Here is a 17986-nt window from a genome sequence, read left to right on the forward strand (position 1 = left end):
CCGTCGGTTGAGCGGCCCTGCAAAGCTGCTGCAGCGCTCGCTGGTCGGCGTTCGGCCGTTTCGCGTGGACGGCGCGTGCGACGCGATCCGCAGAAGTGCAGACTTCGGCGCAGCCAACGGGGTCGGGTGCGGAGCCCGCGCCGTGCCGTCAGGTTATCGCTGCCCTCAGGCGGCTGCCGCCCCTGGCTTGGCGTCGGCCTCCGCGGGGCCCCAATCGGCATCCCAATCCTGCACGCTGTGGCCGGGTGAGACCTCCCGATACAGCCGCTCCGGCGGCTCGTAGTCCGGGGCGCGGATCGGGCTGCGGATCTCGTCGTCCGGCAGGGCGTGCCGCGCCCGGCGCCGGGCCGGATCGGGGACCGGGACGGCCGCCAGCAGCTTCTTGGTGTAGGGGTGCTGCGGGTTCCCGAACACGGCGTCCCGCGGGCCGATCTCGACGATCTCGCCGAGATACATCACCGCTACCCGGTGGCTCACCCGTTCCACCACCGCCATGTCGTGCGAGATGAACAGGTAGGCGAGGCCGAACTCGGCCTGCAGGTCGAGCATCAGATTCACGACCTGCGCCTTGACCGAGACGTCGAGGGCCGAGACCGCCTCGTCGGCGACGATCAGCCGGGGGTTCAGCGCCAGCGCCCGGGCGATGGCGATGCGCTGGCGCTGGCCGCCGGAGAACTCGTGCGGGAAGCGCCGCGCCATGTCGGGGGCGAGCCCGACCCGGGCGAGCAGATCCTCGGCGCGGCGCAGGGCGTCCGTGCGGGAGGCGAGGCGGTTGATCAGCAGCGGCTCGGCCACCGCGGCGCCGACGCTCATGCGCGGGTCGAGGCTGGCGAACGGATCCTGGAAGATCATCTGCATCCGGCGACGGCGGGTGCGCAGGGCGCCGGCGTCGAGGCCCGTGATGTCCTCGCCGTCGAGCACGACCGAGCCCGACAGGGGCTCGACGAGCCGCAGGATCGAGCGGCCGGTGGTGGACTTGCCGCAGCCGGATTCGCCGACCAGCGCCAGGGTCTCGCCCGCCGCGAGACTGAACGAGACCCGCTCCACCGCATGGACGCGGCCGGTCACGCGGCCGAACAGGCCGGAGCGGATCTCGAACCGGGTGGTCAGGTCGCGCACCTCCAGAAGCGGGCGCTCGGCGGTGTCGGGCGAGGAGTCCGGATCGTCGGCAGGCGCCGCGGCGAGGCCGGTGGCGCGGTCGATGATGGGGAAGCGCATGGGCCGGGAGCGGCCCGCCATGGCGCCGAGCCGCGGGACGGCGGCGAGCAGCGCCCGCGTATAGGGCTCGGCGGGCTCGGAAAAGATCCGCGCGGTTGGGCCGTCCTCGACGGCTTGGCCTTTGTACATCACCACCGTCCGGTCAGCGATCTCGGCCACGACGCCCATGTCGTGGGTGATGAACAGGACCGACATCCCCTCCTGATCCTGGAGACTCTTGATGAGGTCGAGGATCTGAGCCTGGATGGTCACGTCGAGGGCGGTGGTCGGCTCGTCGGCGATCAGGAGCTTGGGCCGGCAGGCCAGCGCCATGGCGATCATCACCCGCTGGCGCATGCCGCCGGAGAAGCGGTGCGGGTATTCGTGCAGCCGCGCGCGGGCCGCCGGGATCCGCACCGTGTCGAGGAGCCGGAGGGCCTCCGCCTCGGCGGCGGCGCGTGACAGGCCCCGGTGCCGGATCAGCGCCTCGGCGATCTGGAAGCCGATGGTCAGCACCGGATTCAGGGAGGTCATCGGCTCTTGGAAGATCATGGCGATGGAATCGCCGCGCACCCGCCGCATCTCGGACTCGGGGGCGGCCAGGAGGTCCCGGCCTTCGAAGCGCACGCTGCCGCCGATGCGGCTCGCGTCCTGGGGCAGGAGCCGTAGGACCGACAGGGCGCTGACGCTCTTGCCCGAACCGGATTCGCCGACGAGCGCCACGGTCTCGCGGGGGCCGACATCGAAGGAGACGCCGTGCACCACCTCCCGCCAGCGCCCGTCCGAGCGGAAGGAGACCGTGAGGTCGCGGACGGAGAGGATCGGATCCGTCATGGCCTGTCTCCCGGGGATTTCATGAAAGCGTAGGGCGTCGCGCCCCGTAGGCGAGGGGAGGGGGCGCTGCCCGCGTGTCGTAAGCACAAGACGGTCCACCTACGGTTGTCCGTCCCCAGCTTGCGGGAGAAGCGGCTTCGACTCCCGTCTCAGGTCGCGCGCCCGCATCGTCGCGCCGTCCAGAGGCCACATCGCGGAGGGGCGATCAATCCGCCTTCCTGAATACAAAACGCAAAATCGGATCGCTGGCGCAGGGTTTGCGAGACACCGCCCGTGACCGCGATGACCGTACTGCCCGTCCACCTGTGGAGCCTGCCTGCCGCCAAGCTGGCAGTCGCGTTGGTGCGCGTCCCGTCCCCGTTGTCACACCGGGCCATTGCGCCCCTGCCTAAGAATTGTTCAAACTCGCCCACAAGGCGTGGGCCGGCGACGCGTGCCTGAGATCCGCACCGCCAGGGAGATCACGATGGACCGCAGGACCTTCCTCAAGGGTTCGGCCGCGCTCGGGCTGGCCGCGCCGCAGGTCGCGATGCCGGCGCTCGCCCAGGGCGCCAAGGTGCTGCGCTTCGTACCGCAGGCGAACCTCGCGAATTTCGATCCGATCTGGGGCACCCAGTACGTGGTGCGCAACGCCGGCACCCTCGTGTGGGACATGCTCTACGGCGTCGACGACCAGCTGAAGCCGCAGCGCCAGATGGTCGAGTCCGAGGAGGTCTCGGGCGATCACCTGACCTGGACGTTCCGGCTGCGCCCCGGCCTGATGTGGCACGACGGCGAACCCGTCCTGTCCAAGGACGTGGTGGCGAGCCTCACCCGCTGGATGGCCCGCGACCCGATCGGCCTGATGATCCGCGGCGTCCAGGACGAGCTGGCGGCCACCGACGACCGAACCTTCCGCTGGCGCCTCAAGAAGCCGTTTCCGAAACTCCTTTACGCGCTCGGCAAGACCAACGCCCCGATGGCGCTGATCATGCCGGAGCGGATCGCCAAGACCGACCCGTTCACGCAGATCACCGAGTATGTCGGCTCGGGCCCGATGAAGTTCGTGCGCAACGAGTGGGTTCCGGGCGCCCGGGCGGTGTTCGAGAAATACGCCGGCTACAAGCCCCGCGAGGAGCCGAATTCCTGGCTGGCCGGCGGCAAGCGCATTCTCGTCGACCGGGTCGAGTGGGTGATCATGCCGGACGCCGCCACCGCCTCGGCGGCCCTGCAGAACGGCGAGGTCGATTGGTGGGAGAACCCGATCTCCGACCTCGTGCCGCTGCTGCGCAAGAACGCCAACCTCGCCGTCGATATCGCCGACCCGCTGGGCAATGTCGGGTCGTTCCGGATGAACCACCTGTATCCGCCCTTCGACAATCCGAAGATCCGGCAGGCGGTCCTGACCGCCATGAACCAGGAGGATTACATGCGGGCGATCGTCGGCGACGACGACAGCCTGTGGAAGAAACTCCCCGGCTTCTTCACCCCGGGCACAGCGCTCTACAGCGAGGCGGGCGGGGAGAATGTCGGCAAGGGCGACATCGCGCTGGGCCGCAAGATGCTCAAGGAGGCCGGCTACAAGGGCGAGCCCGTCACCTGCGTGGTGGCGCAGGACCAGCCGATCACCAAGGCGCAGGGCGACATCACCGCCGACCTGTTGAAGCAGATGGGCTTCAACGTCGATTTCGTCGCCACCGACTGGGGCACCACCGGCACCCGGCGCGCCTCCAAGGCGCCGCCGTCGCAGGGTGGCTGGAACATGTTCCACACCTGGCATGCGGGCGCCGACACCATCAACCCGGCGGGCTACCCGGCAGTGCGCGCCAACGGCGACAAGGCGTGGTTCGGCTGGCCGAACGTCCCGCCCGTGGAGGCGGGGATCACCGAGTGGTTCGACGCCGCCGATCCCGCCTCCGAGAAGGCCGCGATCGACAAGGTCAACGCCGCCGCCTGCGAGGGCGTGGTCTACGTCCCGACCGGGTTCTTCCTTGGCTACCAGGCATGGCGGAAGAGCGTCTCGGGCATCGTGAAGGGGCCGATCCCGTTCACCTGGGGGGTGTCGAAGGCGTGATGGTGCAGGACCTCGCCAAATCGGGTTGCCCGATCCGTCCGGTTTCTCGTGTGGGCTACCAGCTTCGGACATTGCGCCCGGCAACGCGGCTGCAGGATGAGGCGCGTGTCCCCTCTCCCGAGCGGGAGAGGGGCAGGGTGAGGGATGAGAACTCTCAGGAAGAGGCGCGACCGATACACGCCGCAAGGCTGTGCTCGATCCTGAGACTTCTCGTCCCTCACCCCAACCCTCTCCCGCACGGGAGAGGGGGCCTGTCGCGATCGGCCGCTAGCGTCGGCACCCGACTCAGACATGTGAACGCCATCACCCGCAGAGGGGAGACGGGGATGCGTCCAGCCCTTCAGTCCCTCCGGCCAGCACGATAGCGAGGACCCATGCTCGGCTATATCGGCAGGCGCATCCTGGCCACCATCCCGGTCATGGCGGTGGTCGGGCTGTTCGTGTTCAGCCTCCTCTACTTCGCCGATGGCGATCCGGCCGCGATCATCGCGGGCGATCAGGCGAGCCCCGAGGATGTCGCCCGCATCCGCGCCTCGCTCGGCCTCGACCGGCCCTTCCTGGTGCGGTTCGGGGAATGGTCCTGGCAGATCCTGCACGGGGATCTCGGCACCTCGATCTTCACCAACCTGCCGGTCACCACGATGATCGGCCAGCGGGTACAGCCCACCGTCTCGCTGATGCTGGTCACCCTGGTCTTCGCCATCGCGGTGGCGGTGCCGCTCGGCGTCGTCGCCGCCTGGAAGGCCGGCAGCCTGATCGACCGCCTCGTCATGGGGCTCGCCGTGATGGGCTTCTCGGTGCCGGTCTTCGTGGTCGGCTACATCCTGGCCTACGTCTTCGCCCTCGAACTCGGCTGGCTGCCCGTGCAGGGCTACACGCCGATCGAGCAGGGGCTCTGGCCGTGGCTGTCGAACCTGATCCTGCCCGCGGTGACGCTCGGCCTCGTCTACATCGCGCTGATCGCCCGGGTGACCCGGGCCACCATGCTCGACGTGCTGAGCCAGGATTACGTGCGCACCGCCCGGGCCAAGGGTCTGTCGCAGGGCCCGGTCCTGTTCATCCACGCCCTCAAGAACGCCGCGGTGCCGATCGTTACCGTCATCGGCATCGGCATCGCCCTGCTGATCGGCGGCGCGGTGGTGACCGAGACGGTGTTCGCGATCCCCGGCCTCGGGCGGCTCACGGTCGATGCGATCCTGCGACGCGACTACCCGGTCATCCAGGGCGTCGTGCTGCTGTTCAGCTTCGTCTACGTGCTGGTGAACCTCGCCATCGACCTCTTCTACACCGTGCTCGACCCGAGGATCCGCTATTGACCGCGACCGTCGCGCCCTTCCCCGATCGCGCCCCGCAGGCGGGTGCTCCGCCCGGCGGCACGCTCTCAAAGGCCTCGCCGCCGCCGGGCCTCGCTATCGCGGCGCCGCTGCCGGACGTGATCCCGGTGCGCAAGCGCCGGGGCCCGGTCTGGACCTATGTCCGCCGCAACCCGACCATCGTGGCCGGCGGCCTGCTGTTGCTGATCGTGTTCCTGATGGCGGCGCTGGCACCGTGGCTCGGCACCGTCGATCCGACCGCCCTGGCGCCGGCCAAGCGGACCCGGATGCCCTCCGCGCAGTACTGGTTCGGCACCGACATGCTCGGCCGCGACGTCTACTCGCGGGTGGTCTACGGGGCTCGGGTCTCGCTGCTGGTCGGCTTCTCGGTGGCGTTCCTCGCCTCGATCGCGGGGCTCGCGGTCGGGCTCGTCTCCGGCATGGTGCGCTGGCTCGACGGGATCGTCATGCGGGTCGTCGACGGCATGATGTCGATTCCGCCGATCCTGCTCGCCATCGCGCTGATGGCGCTGACCCGCGGCTCGGTCCAGAACGTCATTGTGGCGATCACCATCGCGGAGATCCCGCGCGTCGCCCGCCTCGTGCGCGGCGTGGTGCTGTCCCTGCGCGAGCAGCCCTATGTCGAGGCGGCGGTGACCACGGGCACGCGGATGCCGGCGATCATCTGGCGCCATATCCTGCCCAACACGCTCGCGCCCATGACCGTGCAGGCGACCTACATCTGCGCCTCCGCGATGATCACCGAGGCGATCCTGTCGTTCATCGGCGCGGGCGTACCGCCCTCGACGCCCTCCTGGGGCAACATCATGGCCGAGGGCCGGGCGCTCTGGCAGGTGAAGTTCTACATCATCCTGTTCCCGGCGATCTTCCTGTCCACCACCGTTCTGGCGGTGAACCTCGTCGGCGACGGCCTGCGCGACGCCCTTGATCCCCGCATGGCGAAAGACGTCTGATGAGCGGCGCACCCCTCCTGTCGATCGAGAACCTGCAGGTTCATTTCCGCACCCCCGACGGGGTCAACCGGGCGGTGGACGGGGTCTCGTTCGCGATCGGGTCTGGCGAGACCCTGGCGATCGTGGGCGAATCCGGCTGCGGCAAGTCGGTGACCTCCATGTCGATCTTGCGGCTCCTGCCCGAGCCCCCGGCCCGCATCGCCGGTGCCATCAAGTTCGAAGGACAGAACCTCCTCGATCTGCCGGACCGCGCCATGCGCAAGATCCGCGGCAACGACATCAGCGTGATCTTCCAGGAGCCGATGACCTCGTTGAACCCGGTCCTGACGGTCGGCCGCCAGATCGGCGAGACCCTGCGCCTGCACCAGGGCTTGAGCCGGCGCGAGGCCGAGGAGCGGGCCGTGGAGATGCTGACGCTGGTCGGCATCCCCGAGCCGCGGCGCCGGGTACGGGAATATCCGCACCAGCTCTCCGGCGGCATGCGCCAGCGGGTGATGATCGCCATCGCGCTCGCCTGCTCGCCGAAACTCCTGATCGCCGACGAGCCGACCACGGCGCTGGACGTGACCATCCAGGCCCAGATCCTCGACCTGATGCGCGACCTGAAGGCCCGGGTCGGCGCCGCCATCATGCTGATCACCCACGATCTCGGCGTGGTAGCCGAAGTCGCCGACCGGGTGGTGGTGATGTATGCCGGCCGCAAGGTCGAGGAGGCGCCGGTCCGCGAGCTGTTCCGGGCGCCGCGCCATCCCTACACCCGCGGCCTGATGGGGGCGGTGCCGAAGCTCGGCGCGGTCGAGCACGGGGCCGACGCACGGCTCGACGAGATCCCCGGCATGGTGCCGAGCCTCAAGGGGCGGATCGAGGGCTGCGTCTTCGCCGGCCGCTGCCCGGACGTGACCGACCTGTGCCGCACCTATGCCCCCGCCCTGGAGCCGAAGGCCCCAGGCCATCTCGCCGCCTGCCACTACGCGCCGAAGGACGCCCTCGCGGCATGAGCGCCACGCACGCACCCGTCGGTCGCACCCTGCTGGAGGTCAACGACCTCAAGAAGCACTTCGCCCTCGGCGGCGGCCTGTTCGGCCAGTCCAAGCGCGTGCTGAAGGCGGTGGACGGCCTGTCCTTCACGGTCGCCCGCGGCGAGACCCTCTCGCTCGTCGGCGAATCCGGCTGCGGCAAGTCCACCGTCGCCAAGGCGCTGATGCGCCTCTACGCCCCCACCGCCGGCCAGGTGGTGCTGGACGGGCGGCGCATCGACGACCTCTCGCCCGGGACGTTGCGGCCCCTGCGGCGGCACATCCAGATGGTGTTCCAGGATCCGTTCTCGTCGCTGAACCCGCGGATGCGGGTGCGGGCGATCCTGGCCGAGCCGATCCACAATTTCGGCCTCGCCCGGAACAAGGCCGACTTGGAGAGCCGGCTGGCCAGCCTGATGGAGCGGGTCGGCCTGCCGCGGGAGGCGCTGGGGCGCTTTCCCCACGAGTTCTCGGGCGGCCAGCGCCAGCGCATCGGCATCGCCCGGGCGCTCGCCGCCGAGCCAGACCTGATCATCTGCGACGAGGCGGTCTCGGCGCTCGACGTTTCCGTGAAGGCGCAGATCGTCAACCTGCTGCGCGACCTGCAGCGCGAACTCGACCTCGCGATGCTGTTCATCTCGCATGACCTCGCGATCGTCGAGCACATGACCCACCGGGTGGCGGTGATGTATCTCGGCCGGATCGTCGAGATCGGCCCGCGCCGCGACATCTTCCTGGCCCCGAAGCACCCCTACACCCAGGCCCTGCTCTCGGCGGTGCCGATCCCGGAGCCCGGGGCCGGGCGCACCCGGATCGTACTCAAGGGCGACGTGCCGAGCCCGATCGACCCGCCGTCGGGCTGCCGCTTCCACACCCGCTGCCCGCACGCCTTCGACCGCTGCCGGACCGAGGTGCCCGGGCTCGATGCCGTGGGCGCCGGCCATTTCGCCGCCTGCCACCTCAACGACAAGGCCGTGCCTGCCCAGGCAGCCTGACCCGGAGCCAGACGTGCAGCACGACCTTATCCTGAAGGGCGCACGGGTCATCGACCCGTCGCAGAACCATGACGGCCTCTGCGATGTCGCCTTCGCGGGTGGCCGGGTCTCGGGCTTCGGCCGCGACCTCCCGGCCGGTCCGGGCACGCAGGTGCGCGACATGGCCGGTGCGATCGTGACGCCCGGCCTGATCGACCTCCACACCCATGTCTACTGGGGCGGTACCTCGATCGGCATCGACGCCGACGAATTCTGCCGGACCTCCGGGGTCACCACGTCGGTCGATACCGGCAGCGCCGGGCCCGGCAACTTCGCCGGCTTCCGCAAGCACGTCATCGACCGCTCGGAGGCGCGGATCCTCGCCTACCTGCACGTCTCCTTCGCGGGCATCTACGCGTTCTCGAAGACCATCATGGTCGGTGAGAGCCAGGATCCGCGCCTCATGGCGCCCCGCGAGGCCGTCGAGGTCGCCGAGGCCAACCAGGACGTGATCATCGGCATCAAGGTCCGGGTCGGGCGCAATTCCTCGGGCGACCAGGGCACCGCGCCGCTCGGCATCGCGCTTCAGGTGGCGGAGGAAACCGGGCTGCCGCTGATGGCCCATATCGACGAGCCGCCGCCGAGCTACGAGGAGGTGCTGGCCATGCTCCGCCCCGGAGACGTGCTGACCCACGCCTTCCGGCCGTTCCCCAATTCCCCGGTGACCGCCCAAGGCGCCGTGAAGCCCGCCTTGCGCGAGGCCCGCGCCCGGGGCGTGCTGTTCGACATCGGCCACGGCAAGGGCTCGTTCGCGTTCAAGACGGCGCGGGCCATGATGGCGGGCGGCTTCCTGCCCGATACAATCTCGTCGGACGTGCACCAGCTCTGCATCGACGGGCCGGCCTTCGATCAGGTCACCACCATGTCCAAGATGCTCTGCCTCGGCATGAGCCTCACCGACGTGATCGCCGCCTCCACGGTGAACGCCGCCGTGGCGGTGAAGCGGATGGAGTACGGCACCCTGAAGGTCGGCGCGCTCGGCGATGCCACCGTGCTGGCAGTCCGGGACGGTGCATTCGACTACGTCGACACACGCGGCGAGCACATGACCGGCGCGCAGCGGATCACCGCCGAGGGCGTCGTGCTCAAGGGCCGGTGGTGGCATCCGGCGTAACTAGGATATCGGTCCTGTTACATACAAAATAACGGCCTTTACAGCCTCTTCGGCGCACCGATACACTTTCCCGTGAGGGCCAGGCCATCGTGGAGCCCTCAGCGAAACGCGCACCAAGCCGCGGCGCCCGGGAGGATGGATGGATACGGATCGACCTCTTCTGGAGGTGGACGGGGTCACGCTTCGGTACAAGACGCGGGACCATCTGGTAACGGCGACCTACCGGGTGAGCTTCCGGGTGTTTCCCGGGGACCGGTTCGTGCTGCTGGGCCCTTCGGGTTGCGGGAAGTCGACGCTGCTGAAGGCCGTGGGCGGCTACATGGCCCCCACCGAGGGCGAGATCCGCCTCAAGGGCCGGCCGGTCACCCAGCCCGGGCCCGACCGGATGATGGTGTTCCAGGAATTCGACCAGCTCCTACCCTGGAAGACGGTGCGCCAGAACGTCGTGTTCGCACTCGAAGCCTCCGGCCGGCTGACCGGCAAGGCCGCGCGTGAGCGGGCGGACCTGTACATCGACAAGGTCAACCTGACCCGCTTCGCCGACAGCTACCCGCACACGCTGTCGGGCGGCATGAAGCAGCGCGTGGCCATCGCCCGCGGCATGGCGATGGAGCCCGACATCCTGCTCATGGACGAGCCGTTCGCGGCGCTCGACGCGCTCACGCGCCGGCGCATGCAGGACGAGCTTCTGGCCCTGTGGGAGGGCACGCGCTTCACCGTGCTGTTCGTGACCCACTCGATCCCGGAAGCGATCAAGATCGGCGCGCGCATCCTGCTGCTGTCGCCCCACCCGGGCGAGGTCAAGGCCGAGCTCAACAGCGCGGTCACGCCCGAAGCCGCGCTGGCCCTTGAGAGCCGCATCCAGCAGATGCTGTTTGCCGAGGCGATTCCGGAGGCCGAGAATGTCTAGCGCCCTCGCCGACCCGCCGGCTGCTGCCCCGCCGCCCGTCCACCGGGCGCCCTCGGCACGGCCCGAGATCGTCCACACGCTCGGGCCGGCCCGGGACGGGACGGCTGCGCCGGTGGTGGAGAAGCCGCTGTCGATCCTCGAGCAGCTCTACAACCAGGGCTGGCTGCGCAAGCTGATGATCCTGGCCGTGCTGGCGGGAATCTGGGAGGTCTATGGCCGCTACCTCGACAACGACCTGCTGTTCCCGACCTTCTCGGCCACCGTCGAAGCCTTCTTCCGAGGCATCATGGATGGCACGTTGCCGGCCCGCGCCTGGTCGTCGCTGCAGGTGCTGCTGATGGGCTACGCCGCCGGGGTCGCGCTGGCGAGCGTGCTGACGGGGCTCGCCATCGCCACGCGGGTGGGCACGGATGTGCTCGAGACGCTGACCGCCATGTTCAACCCGCTGCCGGCGATCGCGCTGCTGCCGCTGGCGTTGATCTGGTTCGGCCTCGGCAATGGCAGCCTGATCTTCGTGCTGGTGCATTCGGTGACCTGGGCGATCGCGCTCAACACCCATTCGGGCTTCCTGTCGGTAAGCCGGACGCTGACGATGGTGGGGCGCAATTACGGGCTCTCGGGCCCGCGGCTGATCGGCAAGATCCTGATCCCGGCGGCGTTCCCGGCCATCCTGACGGGCCTGAAGGTGGGCTGGGCCTTCGCGTGGCGCACGCTGATCGCGGCCGAGCTGGTCTTCGGCGTGTCCTCGGGCTCGGGAGGGCTGGGGTGGTTCATCTTCGAGAACAAGAACATGCTCGACATCCCCAACGTGTTCGCCGGGCTGCTGACCGTGATCCTGATCGGCTTGGTGGTCGAGAACCTGATCTTCCAGACCATCGAAGCCCGCACCATCCGGCGCTGGGGCATGCAGGCCTGAGCATGCACGCCTGAGATAAACCGGTCCCGGCAGAAGGCGTCCCGCCGGAGCGGCTTCCGCACTGCGACGCAGGCCCGGCGTGTCGCACCGGGTCTCGGCCTGCGCGTGCGACTGTGCGGGCCGCAGCGGCGATGCTGCCGCGCCCGAGCTTTCCCAGGAGCAGATCCGCGCGTCATCGCGCGGTGCGATCCCCGGCCGATCCCACCACCGCGCGAAGTCCGATCGACTGCGCCGCTCGAACGACCGTGATTCGCTATCCACACTTCAGCCATCCGTCGCGGTCCGAAACGGTCTCATCCCGTAAAAAATGATCCGCGCACAGGCCGAGACGATATTGGGTGTCGGTGACGAACGATGATGCTATAAGTAGCCTCGATTTGTGGTTGAACCGGTTGAGGATAACTTTATTCGGGTCTGGATCTCTGCCGGTATGAATTAAAATTCTTTCTCATCGGCAAGATCTTGGTCAAGACCGTCTTGACACAAGCATGGGTTTTGCTTTTGGAACCTAGGACGCCACCCTTGAAAGCTTTGATCGGACCCGCGCTGTGCCCGAAAGAAATCCAGAGTCCGCCCTCGAGCGCGTCAAGCTCGCTGCCGAAATCGTTGCGGCTTATGTCTCGAACAATCCCGTCCCGCCGACCGCACTGCCCGAGCTGATGGCGGGCGTGCATGCGGCGCTGAACAATCTCGGCGGCCCGCGCACCGTTGAGGCCGCGCAGCCGGTCGAGCAGCCGACGCCTGCGCAGATCCGCAAGTCGGTCCAGCAGGACGGTATCACCAGCTTCATTGACGGGCGGTCCTACAAGACCCTGAAGCGCCATCTCACCGCCCACGGCTTGACGCCCGAGCAGTACCGGGAGCGCTACGGCCTGCCGGAGGATTACCCGATGACGGCTCCTGGCTATGCCGCTCAGCGCTCAGCGCTCGCGAAGGCGATCGGCCTCGGTGTCCCCGGCGGCCGGGTCGATCAGCGCCGGACGGGTACGAACGGCTGATCGGTGTCCCGCCGCGCTACGGTCTGTCGATCCGCTCTGCTCCGGAACGGCAGCACCTGCGCGGTCATCGGATCGGACCGGAACCACCGACCGAGATCGGGGCGTGCGGGCCGACCGAAGGTATCGGCCCAACTCAGCTTGATGACTTCACCCGGCGTCACCGGGTCCGCGGGCTCCGCATCGGACTGTGCCACCTTGCGTTGACCCGCGCCGATCCAGCGCGTGACCCGTTTGTCGGCCCCGCGGCGCAACGCGGGCGGCACTTCCGGCAGGGCGCGCTTGGCGGATCGCCGGATATCGTCGGGCTGGTCTGAAATGGACACGCTGAAAGAATCCCGGCCGCATTCGAAGTGCGAGCGTGGACGGATAGCGGGTTCGGCCGAGGATCCGCCGGGGGCGCTCGACCCTCGACACGACGCCATCCTACCGAAAGGCCTGATTCCCGACAGGGCAACGCTGTCCAAAAAACTTGTCTCAGCGTCCCAGATGGGCCCGATTTTGGCCTGAGAGGCGCTCAGGACACGTGTGTGCCCGGGACAGCCGCCAGCAGGCTGCGCGTATAAGCGTGCTCCGGCGCCGCGAACAGCTCGGCGGTGCCGCGCATCTCCACGATGGCGCCCCGATGCATCACGGCGATCCGGTCGCAGATCGTGGCCGCCACCCGCAGGTCGTGGGTGATGAACAGCATCGCAAGCGACAGGCGCTGCTTCAGGTCCTCCAGCAGGTCCAGCACCTGCCGCTGGACCGAGACGTCGAGCGCCGAGACCGCCTCGTCGGCCACCAGCACGTCCGGCTCCATGGCGAGCGCCCGGGCGATGCCGATGCGCTGGCGCTGCCCGCCCGAGAAGGCGTTCGGGTAGCGGGCGGCGGCCTTGGGATCGAGGCCGACGAGGTCGAGGAGGCTGCGCGCCCGCTCCCGCGCCTCCGCGGCCGGGACCCCGTGGGCGATCGGGCCCGCCGTGATGATCTGTTCCACGGTGCGGCGCGGGTTCAGGGACGCGAACGGATCCTGAAAGATCATCTGGATGCGAGTGCGCTTGTCGCGCAATTCGGCCTTCCCGAGGGCTGTGTAGTCGAGGTCGCCGAGCCGGACTGTGCCGCCGTCGGGCTCGATCAGCCGGATGGCGAGTCGCGCCGTGGTCGACTTGCCGGAGCCGGACTCGCCGACGATGCCGAGAGTCTCACTGCGGCGGACATCGAAGGAGACCTCTTTGACCGCCGCCACGATTCGCGGCTTGCCGAACAGGCCGGAGCGTCCCGCATAGGTCTTGGACAGGCCGCTCACCGTAAGGGCGACCGGGGCCGCCGCCAGGGGTGGGCGCGCCGGCGGCGTGAGGCTGGGGACTGCGGCGAGCAGCGCCTTGGTGTAGGGCGCCTGCGGATTGCGCAGCACGGCCTCGGCGGTGCCGGATTCCACCAGCCGCCCGCGCTGGAGCACCGCCACGTGGTCGGCGATCTCCGCCACCACGCCGAAATCGTGGGTGATGAACAGGACGCTCATCCCACGCTTCTGCTGCAGGTCGCGGATCAGCCGGAGGATCTGGGCCTGGGTGGTGACGTCCAGCGCCGTGGTCGGCTCGTCGGCGACCAGCACAGACGGCTCCAGCGCCAGAGCCATGGCGATCATCGCCCGCTGCCGCTGGCCGCCGGAGAGCTGGTGCGGGTAGGCCCGCACCGCCTCCTGGGGGTTCGGCAGCCCGACCTCGGTGGCGAGCGCCTCCACCCGGGCCCAGCGCTCGCTGCGGGTGAGCAGGTTGTGGGCTTCGAACATCTCGGCGATCTGGTCGCCGATCCGCATCACCGGGTTCAGCGCCGTCATCGGCTCCTGGAACACCATGGCGATGCGTCGGCCCCGCAGGGCGCGCCACGCGGGCTCGTCGAGGGTCAGGAGATCCCGGCCCTCGAACAGGATCGACCCGGCCGTCGGTTTCAGCGCCCGCGGCAGGAGGCCGGTCAGCGCGTAGGCGCTCATCGACTTGCCGGAGCCCGATTCCCCGACCACGCACAGGATCTTCCCGGCTTCCAGATCGAGGTTCAGGCCCTCGACCGCGTGCGGGCGGTCGGCGCCCTTGGGGAGCGCGATCGTCAGATCGCGGATGCGGACGACCGGCTCGCTCATGGTTCAGGCCCTCGCGGTGCGGCGGCGGAGGATGTCGGGTCCGGCCTCGGCCAGATCCCAGAACAGACCGGCCATGATCGCCAGGCCCTCCCGGGTGCCGGAGGCGAGCATGTGCTCGTCCGGACCGTGCTGGCGGCAGGCCGGGTAGGAATGCGGCACCCACAGGGTCGGCAGCCCCAGAATCTCCGAGAAGGCGTCGTTCGGCAGTGAGCCGCCGAGGTTCGGCAGCAGCGCCGGTTTTTTGCCGGAACTGGCCTCGATCGACCCCAGGGCCCACTCGACCCAGGGGTCTTCCACGGGCAACCGCGTCGCCTGAAACACCTCTGCGGCGCGGGCCGGCCTGACCTCGATCATCGGGAAGCCGTGCGCGTCGAGATGGGCGCGCACGTTCTGGATGAGGTTCTGCCAGTCGGTGCCCACCACGAAGCGCAGCTGCAGGGTCGCCTTGGCGTGGGGCGGCACGGCGTTGAGCGGCCCGTCCGGATCGCCGGTCTTGAAGGCCAGCACCTCCAGCGTGTTCCAGGCGAAGACCCGCTCGGCCGGCGTCAGGCCCGGCTCGCCCCAGTCGGTGTCGATCGTCGGCGCGGTCGGGTCCTCGCCGACGCGGATGTCGGCGAGCGCCGCGCGCACGCCCTCGGGGATCGGCGGCGGCCGCAGGGCGTCCACCAGGATGCTGCCGCGGGCATCGACCATCGAGGCGATTGCCGAGGCCAGCACGGTGCCGGGGTTGCGCAGCAGCCCGCCCCAATTGCCGGAATGGTGCGGGCCTTCCCGCAGATCGAGGTTCAGCTCGAAATTGTAGGCGCCGCGGGAGCCCAGGAAGAGGGTCGGGCGCTCGCCGTTGAGGCGGGGGCCGTCCGAGGCGATCAACACGTCGGAACGCAGCGCCTCGGCCTGCGCGCGGCAGAACGGCCGCAGACCCGGGGAGCCGGATTCCTCGCCCATCTCGATCAGCAGCTTCACGTTGAAGCCCAGATGCCCTTCGCGGGCCGCGATCACCTGCTCCAGCGCCGCGAGGTTGATGACGTGCTGGCCCTTGTTGTCGGCGGTGCCGCGGCCGTACCAGCGGTCGCCCTCGACCACGATCTCCCAGGGGCCGAGGCCCTCCCGCCACTGCTCGTGGTAGCCCCGCACCGTGTCGCCGTGGCCGTAGATCAGCACGGTCGGCAGATCCGCGCCCTCGTGCCGCTCGGCGACCAGGAACGGCCCGTGCACGCCATCCGGGTTGTCGAAGACTTTTGGGGCCGCGAAGCCGAGGCGGGCGACAAGCGGCGTGATGAAGGCGTCGAGATAGGCGCGGAGCGCTGCTTCCTGGCCGGGGGCCTGGCTCTCGGTGGGCATCGCCACCGCCTCCCGCAGGCGTGCGAGGAACGCGCCCGAGTCGAAGCTGTCAGTGGCGCGCGCGATGGCGGCGTCTCGCGTCATGGTGTGTTTCCCGTGAAACATTTTGGTGCCGTGCCGCCCGGATCCTCGCCGGACGGCATCGTCAGTGGCGCGCCTCGGGCGCCGTGATGTCGCGCAGGCCATCCCCCAGGAGGTTGATCGCCAGCACGAGGAGGAGGAGCGCCACGCCCGGGATGGTGATCACCCAGGGCTGGAAGAACATGTACTGCTTGCCCTCGGCGATCATCAGGCCCCAGGAGGGCAGGGGCGGCTGCACGCCGAGGCCGAGGAACGACAGGGCGGCCTCCAGCAGGATCGCGTGGGCCATCTCCAGGGTCGCCACGACGATCAACGCGTTCATGATGTTGGGCAGGATTTCCTGGCCGATGATGCGCAGGTCCGAGAGCCCGACAGCCCGCGCCGCGCTGACGAAATCCTGGTTGCGGATCTGCTGGGTGGCGGCGCGCGTCACCACGGCGAAGCGGTCCCAGAGCAGGAAGCCCAGCACCAGCACCACCACCTTCAGGGAGCCGCCGACAAGGGCCGCCATGGCGAGCGCCACCAGCACCACCGGCATGGCGAGCCGGGTGGTCACGATGTAGCTCACCACCGAATCGACCCAGCCGCCGAAATAGCCGGCGCAGAGCCCCAGCACCGTGCCGATGAACCCGGAGATCAACGCCGCCGAGAGGCCGATCAGCAGGGAGATCTGGCCGCCGTAGAGCAGGCGGCTGAGATAATCGCGGCCGAGCTTGTCGGTGCCGAGCACGTGGTCCCAGGTGCCCTTGGCCTGCCAGATCGGCGGGATCAGGCGGCGGGACACGTCCTGCGCGTAGGGGTCGTGCGGGGCGACGAGCGGCGCGGCCAAAGCTGCCAGCACGATCAGCCCGAGGATCCCGGCCCCGATCAGGAAGCCGGTGTGGTGCAGGCCCCGCCGCAGGATCAACCGGGTGGGGGAGGGTACCGGCGCCAGGGCGATCGGCACGTCCGGGGGCAGGGCCGGGGCGGCGAGCGCCGCCGTATCGGGGGGGAGGCTCATGGCGGGCTCCATCCTCACGCTTGGCGCAGGCGCGGATCGAGGAAGGCGTTCAGCAGGTCGGCGGCGAGCGTCAGGCCGATGTAGATCATGGCCAGAACCAGCACGATCGCCTGGACGACGGGGAAGTCGTTGCGGGCGATGGATTCCCAGGCGAGCTGCCCGAGGCCCTGGAGCGAGAACACCGCCTCGATCACGATCGAGCCGCCGAGCATGAAGCCGAACTGCACCGCCGACAGGGCGATCACCGGGATGACGGCATTGCGCAGGGCGTGGCGCACCAGAATCTTCCGGGACGGCAGTCCCTTGGCGCGGGCGGTGCGGACATAGTCGGAGGCCAGCACCTCCAGCATGCCGTTGCGGGTCAGTCGCATCACCGCCGGCATCGCGTAATAGCCGAGCGCCACCGCGGGCAGGACGAAGTTCTGCCAACCGGCGTTGCCCGAGACCGGCAGCCAGCGGAGATTCACGGAAAAGATCAGGATCAGCGTCAGGCCGAACCAGAAGCTCGGCATCGCCTGACCGAGCACCGAGACGGCGAGCGCCGTCCGGTCGATCCAGGTGTCTCGCTTGACGGCGGCGACGACGCCCAGCGGGATCGCCACGAACAGCGCCACGGCGAGCGCGATGAAGCCGAGATACAGGGTGATCGGCAGGCGGGCGGCCAGCAGGTCGATCACGCTCTCGCGGAAGTAGAAGGAGTTGCCGAAGTCGAGATGCAGCGCCCGCCAGCCCCAGGTGAGGAACTGGGTGAGCATCGGCTGGTCCAGCCCGTAATCCTGGCGGATCTGGGCGATCTGCGGGCCGGTGGCCTCGGGTCCGGCGATCGCGGTGGCGAGGTCACCCGAGAGGTGGAGGAGCAGGAAGCTCGCCACCGAGACCGTGAACGCCACCGCCAGGGCGACCAGGATGCGCCGGACCGTGAACGCCAGCATGGCTCAGGCTCCTTTCTGGAGATCGGCGACGGATCGGTTGGTGGTGGCGGGATCCGGACGGATCGCGGGTCCCCTCTCCCGTTCGGGAGAGGGACAGGGTGAGGGATGAGAACTTTCCGGAGAGGTCGCACCCCTCACCCCAACCCTCTCCCGC

15 protein-coding genes are annotated in these 17986 nt (G+C 69.3%); 9 read left to right on the forward strand and 6 right to left on the reverse strand.

Going from position 1 to position 17986, the window contains the following annotated elements:
• Positions 1-165: 165 nt before the first annotated feature.
• Positions 166-2031 carry an ABC transporter ATP-binding protein gene (locus OXS27_RS20190; protein ID WP_267358386.1) on the reverse strand — a complete coding sequence of 622 codons (1866 nt, stop codon included), beginning with the start codon at positions 2029-2031 and terminating at the stop codon, positions 166-168.
• Between the two features lie 466 nt (positions 2032-2497).
• Between OXS27_RS20190 and OXS27_RS20195 the strand changes: the two genes are divergently transcribed.
• From OXS27_RS20195 to OXS27_RS20235, 9 genes are all read left to right on the forward strand, one after another.
• Positions 2498-4084 (forward strand): ABC transporter substrate-binding protein, encoded by a 1587-nt coding sequence (locus tag OXS27_RS20195; RefSeq protein WP_243921498.1) that lies wholly within the window; start codon positions 2498-2500, stop codon positions 4082-4084.
• Positions 4085-4458: 374 nt separating this feature from the next.
• A complete protein-coding gene (locus tag OXS27_RS20200; protein WP_243921500.1) occupies positions 4459-5400 on the forward strand; it encodes an ABC transporter permease in 942 nt (313 codons plus the stop codon).
• A 95-nt stretch (positions 5401-5495) separates the two neighbouring features.
• The gene (locus tag OXS27_RS20205) at positions 5496-6371 is read left to right on the forward strand and encodes an ABC transporter permease (RefSeq protein ID WP_267358416.1); all 876 of its coding nucleotides are present in this window, start codon (positions 5496-5498) and stop codon (positions 6369-6371) included.
• A complete protein-coding gene (locus OXS27_RS20210; RefSeq protein WP_267358387.1) occupies positions 6371-7369 on the forward strand; it encodes an ABC transporter ATP-binding protein in 999 nt (332 codons plus the stop codon). The genes OXS27_RS20205 and OXS27_RS20210 overlap by 1 nt, the downstream gene beginning before the upstream one ends.
• Positions 7366-8382 carry an oligopeptide/dipeptide ABC transporter ATP-binding protein gene (locus OXS27_RS20215; protein WP_243921504.1) on the forward strand — a complete coding sequence of 339 codons (1017 nt, stop codon included), beginning with the start codon at positions 7366-7368 and terminating at the stop codon, positions 8380-8382. The genes OXS27_RS20210 and OXS27_RS20215 overlap by 4 nt, the downstream gene beginning before the upstream one ends.
• A gap of 13 nt (positions 8383-8395) precedes the next feature.
• Entirely contained in the window at positions 8396-9535 is a 1140-nt protein-coding gene (locus OXS27_RS20220) for an amidohydrolase/deacetylase family metallohydrolase (protein WP_267358388.1), read from the forward strand.
• A gap of 139 nt (positions 9536-9674) precedes the next feature.
• Positions 9675-10445: an ABC transporter ATP-binding protein gene (locus OXS27_RS20225; protein ID WP_267358389.1), complete on the forward strand. Its 771-nt coding sequence runs from the start codon at positions 9675-9677 to the stop codon at positions 10443-10445.
• Positions 10438-11361, forward strand: a complete 924-nt coding sequence (locus OXS27_RS20230) for an ABC transporter permease (protein ID WP_267358390.1) — start codon at positions 10438-10440, stop codon at positions 11359-11361. The genes OXS27_RS20225 and OXS27_RS20230 overlap by 8 nt, the downstream gene beginning before the upstream one ends.
• A gap of 548 nt (positions 11362-11909) precedes the next feature.
• Positions 11910-12359, forward strand: coding sequence for a MucR family transcriptional regulator (locus OXS27_RS20235; protein WP_243921529.1), 450 nt, complete (start codon positions 11910-11912; stop codon positions 12357-12359).
• Here the strand turns inward: OXS27_RS20235 and OXS27_RS20240 are convergent.
• The 5 genes from OXS27_RS20240 to OXS27_RS20260 form a co-directional block, all read right to left on the reverse strand.
• Positions 12332-12682, reverse strand: a complete 351-nt coding sequence (locus OXS27_RS20240; protein WP_243921512.1) for a hypothetical protein — start codon at positions 12680-12682, stop codon at positions 12332-12334. The two genes, OXS27_RS20235 and OXS27_RS20240, sit on opposite strands and share 28 nt — an antisense overlap.
• A gap of 191 nt (positions 12683-12873) precedes the next feature.
• A complete protein-coding gene (locus OXS27_RS20245) occupies positions 12874-14478 on the reverse strand; it encodes an ABC transporter ATP-binding protein (protein ID WP_267358391.1) in 1605 nt (534 codons plus the stop codon).
• Positions 14479-14481: 3 nt separating this feature from the next.
• Complete coding sequence (locus OXS27_RS20250; protein ID WP_267358392.1) at positions 14482-15903, reverse strand: M20 family metallopeptidase; 1422 nt, start codon at positions 15901-15903, stop codon at positions 14482-14484.
• Positions 15904-15964: 61 nt separating this feature from the next.
• Entirely contained in the window at positions 15965-16900 is a 936-nt protein-coding gene (locus OXS27_RS20255) for an ABC transporter permease (RefSeq protein ID WP_267358393.1), read from the reverse strand.
• Between the two features lie 14 nt (positions 16901-16914).
• Positions 16915-17832, reverse strand: coding sequence for an ABC transporter permease (locus OXS27_RS20260; protein ID WP_267358394.1), 918 nt, complete (start codon positions 17830-17832; stop codon positions 16915-16917).
• Positions 17833-17986 lie beyond the last annotated feature (154 nt).

It is taken from the genome of Methylobacterium sp. GC_Met_3 (genome assembly GCF_026540775.1).
Classification (GTDB): Bacteria; Pseudomonadota; Alphaproteobacteria; order Rhizobiales; family Beijerinckiaceae; genus Methylobacterium.